The organism is Staphylococcus sp. HMSC072H03 (assembly GCF_001809305.1).
Taxonomy (GTDB): Bacteria; Bacillota; Bacilli; order Staphylococcales; family Staphylococcaceae; genus Staphylococcus; species Staphylococcus hominis.
This window is the reverse complement of sequence record NZ_KV796900.1, coordinates 66,030-72,141: the sequence shown is the minus strand read 5'-3', so window position 1 is coordinate 72,141 and position 6,112 is coordinate 66,030. Positions and strand designations below refer to the sequence as shown.

Annotated in this window: 5 protein-coding genes and 1 pseudogene; 1 reads left to right on the top strand and 5 read right to left on the bottom strand. The window is 26.0% G+C overall.

What is annotated here, in order from left to right:
* The 5 genes and pseudogenes from HMPREF2578_RS11355 to HMPREF2578_RS08275 all read right to left on the bottom strand — a co-directional run.
* A pseudogene (locus HMPREF2578_RS11355) lies at positions 1 to 86 on the bottom strand (RimJ/RimL family protein N-acetyltransferase); the annotation flags it as partial.
* Positions 87 to 267: 181 nt separating this feature from the next.
* Positions 268 to 1,110: an AbiH family protein gene (locus tag HMPREF2578_RS08290; RefSeq protein WP_017175654.1), complete on the bottom strand. Its 843-nt coding sequence runs from the start codon at positions 1,108 to 1,110 to the stop codon at positions 268 to 270.
* Positions 1,111 to 1,134: 24 nt separating this feature from the next.
* The gene (locus tag HMPREF2578_RS08285) at positions 1,135 to 1,674 is read right to left on the bottom strand and encodes a hypothetical protein (protein ID WP_017175653.1); all 540 of its coding nucleotides are present in this window, start codon (positions 1,672 to 1,674) and stop codon (positions 1,135 to 1,137) included.
* Positions 1,675 to 1,676: 2 nt separating this feature from the next.
* Positions 1,677 to 3,278 (bottom strand): N-6 DNA methylase, encoded by a 1,602-nt coding sequence (locus HMPREF2578_RS08280; protein WP_145427048.1) that lies wholly within the window; start codon positions 3,276 to 3,278, stop codon positions 1,677 to 1,679.
* A gap of 142 nt (positions 3,279 to 3,420) precedes the next feature.
* Positions 3,421 to 4,962, bottom strand: a complete 1,542-nt coding sequence (locus HMPREF2578_RS08275; protein WP_017175651.1) for an LA2681 family HEPN domain-containing protein — start codon at positions 4,960 to 4,962, stop codon at positions 3,421 to 3,423.
* 93 nt (positions 4,963 to 5,055) lie between these two features.
* Here HMPREF2578_RS08275 and HMPREF2578_RS08270 point away from each other — a divergent pair, with 93 nt between their 5' ends.
* Entirely contained in the window at positions 5,056 to 5,724 is a 669-nt protein-coding gene (locus tag HMPREF2578_RS08270) for a Cthe_2314 family HEPN domain-containing protein (RefSeq protein WP_017175650.1), read from the top strand.
* Positions 5,725 to 6,112 lie beyond the last annotated feature (388 nt).

Genomic DNA, 6,112 nt, shown 5'->3' with positions numbered 1-6,112 from the left:
CTATCTACTAATTTAAAAAGTTGATCCGCTTCACGTTCTTCCAAAATTTTCAACTTAACATGTTCATTGACCTCGTACCCAAACATCATCCCGATCCCCCTTCAGTAAAAATTCCTAATTATTCAGTAAATTAAAGTCATAATAGCATAGATATATATATTGTAATAGTATAATTTACATTAAATTTTGAGTTTGAATTTATTTATATTTCCTTTTACTTTAATTTGTAAATAAAAAGCATCCCTTCAAAATGAGGGATACTTTCTTTTAATCCTCTAATATTAGAAATCTTTTTACTTTTTTATTTAATTCAGCTTCGTCTATTAAACTATTTAATATACTCTTTTGCTCTTCGTATTCTTGTTCTTTTTGAGTTTTATAATTATATAAATAGATATTTTCTAATTCGTTTTTATTAATATTATTAAAAATACCTTTTATATATATTAAATCGATATCCGCAAAACTAAAACCATAAAAATATATATTTTCAATTTTTTTGTCGGATAAATCTTCAAACCAATTTTGATTATCTTTATATATTCTAGAAGTATCTTTTATTAACTGATGTTTTAGGTAGTTATTAAAACCAAAGGCTGAATGGCCTATTGAATGAATATTTTCTACTTTTTTATGTCCAAATTCATAACCTACGCCATCTTTAACTACATGAATATATTTAATATTATTCTTATTAATGTTGTAAAGCATTTCCAAAGTAGGGGTATAATTCAAACTTAAAAATATATCTTCATTTTTATTAAATAAATATTTCAAATCTTTTTTAGGAGTTGCTTCAGAAATTTTATCATTTTTTAATTTTTCTATCCACTTTTTAAAAAAAAAGCTAAAACTTGTAGAAAAAGTAATAGCTGGATTTATATACTTATCGCTCTTTTTAACAACGTAATCTAAATCTAGTCTACCTATACTTTCTTCTAAATCTTTCCATAAATTTTCTTGATTTTCTTGATGAGCTATTTCAATTATTTCAAGCAATAATTTCGCATTATCATCATCTGAATCAGCTAAAGATTCTTTAAAGTTTGTATAAGCTGAAGCAATGTGATGGTCTATGTCAAAGCCATTCCCAATTACGTATAAATTCATTTTTGTTCCCCCTTAGTTTATGTTCTAACTAGTAATTACTCTCGTATTATCAAATATTACTGAACTAGCTATAGCATCTGTTAGATTTGTTTTAGTTATTTTTAAGCCTGAACTTGTCATTAGTTTATGTATTTTAGGATAAATCGTTTCTGATCCATCCATAATCGTTTGGACTGGATTATCGGTGTCACCTATCCCTCTCATTTTGTGAGGGACAGCACCAATAAATACATCCGTGTATTGTGTTGAATTTTCTAAAGTAGAAATATCAAAATTTGTTAAATCATCATATTCAACAATTTCATATCTATCTTTTAAACTCGCTTTTTTAAATATGCCGTTAATATCTTTAGCTTTTAAGCCCCCGTTTCTTACCCCTAAAATGAGAACTTTAGCATTGTCATTATAAAGATGACCTTGATTACTATCATTTTTCTCAAATTGATAACGTTCTAAGAAAGTATCAAATTCACTTTGTTGATTGTATAGCCTTGCTTCTTGTTTTAATCTCTCGAACAATTCTTCTAAAAAATCATTTAGTTCTTCGATACTTAATTTACCCAATCCTATTCCCCTCCGTTTTCATTAAAAAGTTGTGGTAATTTTTCTTTAAAGTTTTTGACTTTTTTCAGATAACTATAATATTCGAGTAATTCTTCTTCCATTTTAAAGGCGATGTCTTCTTGAGTTTCTTCATCTAGCATAGACACCTTATATTCTTGCAAAGATTTTTGTGAAATAACATTAATCACAGTTCCTGTCATTAGTTGTTTTAACTGTTCAACACCTATTTCACTTGTTAAAAATGCAAATAAATAGTAAGGACTCACTTTATCGTCTTTAATTCTTAAAATATTAAAATTAGAAGAAATAATTAGATTATCTTTAGCTAAACTTTCGGTAACAATAGCTATTTTTAAATCCGAACTTCTTGTACTTAATACAATATCCTTAGGTTTTAATAGATATCTCTCATATTCATCGAGTATATCTTGACTGATTTGTTGTTTAGGAGTATCAATTTTATAATCTTTTACATCAGATAAATTAAGTAAGTAACCTGATTTATCTTTACTTTCTTCCTCATCTAATCTTTTTTTAGATACATCTTTTCCACGAATCGTTTCTACGATGTTAGTTAACTCGGTAGGACTTACAAGACGATCTTCAATATTAACTAAATAACGAATAGGAGATAAATTATAGTCATTATCTTTGACTTCTTGTTTATTCACTTTTACAGAAATTTCAGTTTCTTCTTCTAGCGCTTTCATAATAGTTGTAATATTTTCATCTTCAAAAGTATTCTGCATTCTGCCCTTTTGAGTATAAATTTCTGAAGCATCAATAAATGTAATCTTATCGCTATTGTCTTTTTGCAAAATTAATAAAGTTGTAGGTATAGCCGTATTAGTAATCAAGTTCGAAGGAAGTTGAATAACTGCTTTTATTAAATTCTTCTCTATCAACTCTTTACGTATATCTTTAGCCATTTCAGTAAATGTAGCAGCGTTTCTTACTACAATAGTTCCTACACCCTTATCCTCTAAATTATTTAAAATACGATTTGTAAATATCCATTCAGAGAATTTACTTCTTGTCTTTAGATAACTGTTAGAAGCGGAATCTTCAATTTGTTTTAAACGTTTATTATCTGCATTTAAAAATAATGCATCTGAATAAATACATTCAAATTTATCATTGCTTCCAAAATTTAAAGTAGAATCAATTTTTTTAATTTCTATATTCGTTTCTGATTGAGATAGAAGCTGTTCGCTAATTTCAGCTACGTTATGATTAATTTCTTCACCCCTTAAGTATTTAAAATGACCTTCCTTATTCGCTCTCCATAGCATATGTCCTGTTCCCGAACCTAAATCTAATAGTGAATTTTGATTACTATAAGTTTTGAAAATCTCTAAAGATAGCGATTCGATAGACTCAGTATAAGTTGATACTGAATGACGATTCATAATTTGCAAGTCATAATAAATACTTTGTAATTCTTGAACTGTCTTATTTTCTAATTGTTTGATTATTTCTTTAGTCGAATTATCCTTAAACTCATTGTCAATTTCTTGTTTGCTAATTTTTTTAATTACTAATTCCTGTAATTCTTCTAATGTCATTGAACCCCTTAATGTGTTTACTTGTTTCAATAAATCCAACATAATTTCCTCCCTCGGTTAACGTTAACCTAAGTATATAGCACTACCCTTTAATTGTCAACGGTTAAATTTAACCTTTTAATTTTTAAACTGAAAAAACTAGCGACTTGATTTTATCGCTAGCTTATAAATCTACTTTATTTTAAATTTTCCATTCGTCACTAAATTCGCGGAGCGCCATAATTACAAATTTATCTTTTTCATCTTTATTTATATTATTTTCATTTATATTTACTGTAAAGCATAATAATATAATTAATTCTCTACATATTCTAATTAAATTAATCCCTAACTCATTTAATTCATCTGATGTAATAGTATATGATAAGTTATCATAATCACTAGTGGCTTGATCTATAAAATTACTATCTAATACCTTTAAATACCTATGTTCCATTATATTTCTTATCGTATAAGTACGTCTTAACTTTTTATCTATACAATCCAAATTCTTTGATTTAGTTTTAGCGAATAAATCTTTATACGTCCAATACATGCCTTTTAAGGCAATATTATTTTTAAACACCTCATATATTTCATTATTAGCACTTTGCCAAATTCTTTTAAAAGAAACTTCACGATCTTTCAATCCTAATTTGAAATATTTATTTAAAAAATATCCAATTCTATCAAACAATGCATAAGCACTTCTATATGCTGCCTTTACTCTTTCTATATTTAAACCATATTTAGGATAGTCAATTGTATTTACTAAATATACATTTTCATCTGAAAAATGATTCTTGTTATTATACATCCCTTCATAAAGTATATATCTGGCAGAACAATACTCTTGTTTAATTTGATTAAAAATTCCATAAAATGATGAATGATCATTAATTGACGTTAATATATTTGGCAAATGAAGAGTGTCTTGATTATTTTTAGTCATATAATCTATATCATTTATTGTGTTCAATGCTAAACTATTTTCTGCCACCCAATCCCAGTAGTCTTCATTAGTAATATTATTTGTAAAGTTATGATCATCTAATCTATCTTTTTTTAATATAGATTCCACATTGTACTCTGTATCATACGGATTAAAATTATCGATTTCATCGAGAATATCAATTTTACTTTGATAAAAAGCTTTTGCATTAGGATGTACTATACTATCCTCATAAGTTAAAGCCGTATCTAACAATTGATAAGCGTATTTATAAAGAGACTCTTTATTATCTGTATAATCAAAACAAGCATAATCAAAAATTTCTGTCCCTAAATTTCCAATTGCCATACCAAACTGAGAAGTTGCTAATTTTCTCATCTCAAATATTGCAGATGAATATTTCCCTATAGAAATAAGTAGATTACAATAATTGGTTTTTACACTATTATATATACCATTTAAATATATGTATTCTATCTCATCAATTTCAGTATCTTTTAAATATTCGTCCATTGAATTAATCGCAGTTCTAGCTAAAAACAAGCTTTTTTCAATTAGTTTTTCCCATTCTACGGTTTCTTTGTTATTAACTTTTATATCAATGTAATTATTTAAACTAGTAAAACTAATGTACAAATAATAAGCATACATCATCTTAGATTCAACATAATCGGTTGATAATTTTTCCAATTTCTCACTAATTTCATATAATGAATTGGGATCCTTTTTATCTAAAGCTTCATCAGCTTTCTTCGCGTAATTCAATAATTGTTCATTTTTATACCACTTCATTCACTTTACCTCTTTTAGTTTTTTGTAAGCTTTTACCTATTGTTCAAAATATATTAAAATAATTATACTCAAAAATGAAGGGAACTAAAATCAATGAAACCATTTTTTATTGATGAAAATTATTTTGAATATGAATACGATCAGCTACTTAAAGAATTAGATATATTCGACTTTTCTAAATTTAATGATTTGATTAATGGTTTGGATAGGTTAGGCTCAAATATAGTTTCTACTATTAATTCTATACATGATACCTGTGAATATTTCTGTAATTCTTTTGTAAATTTAAAATATTCAATAAATTTAATTGAAACTGTTAACGAAGAAGAAAGAAACTATTATTGGGTTTTTTATTTTCATAATATTACTTTACATTTTCTACATACATTAAATGATTTATTATATTCATTAGCTCAAGAATATACTTCACATTATGAAGTAAAAAAAGATATAGGTTTTAAACGAAATTTAGTAGAAAATTTGATAGCTTCAAATAACGACACACATAGACAAATCGGCAATATCCTTAATAAAGATGTTCCTATACGTACTATGAGATATAGAGATGAATACACACATAATATAATGCCTTACAGACCCAATAGTAACCCAACTGTAGAAAATGGCATTACTATGTTTCGAGGCTATTCTACCATGATAACAAGTTTAAATAGTTTAGTGGACGATATTGAATCTGATTTAAAAAAACTAAAAAAAAGAGCTAAGAATATTAAGCAAGTAGTAGGTTTAACTAATGATTAAGCTTCGTATAAATAAATAAAAAAGTATCTATTAATAAGGCTTTGGATTAATCAAAACCGCTATTAAAGCTATAGTAATGTTTGATACTCCTTTGTCTCGTCTAGAAAAATTAGAAACAAAAGAAGATTAGAAAATATGACTAATAGAGTTGCTATCAACAAAATATAAAAGAAGTAAAATTACATTTTTCTATACTTCAAAATTACATGGCTTACTAAGCACGAAAAAAAGCATTAAAATTACAAAACTTTGGGAAGATATGAATAATTATTTCATAATTTCTTTTTAATAATAAAATTTTTATATCTTCTCCCCTCATTTATATTTGTAATAATTTATTTATCAATTTCTTTATTAGTTACATATAATCTATAAAATTATTGAATTA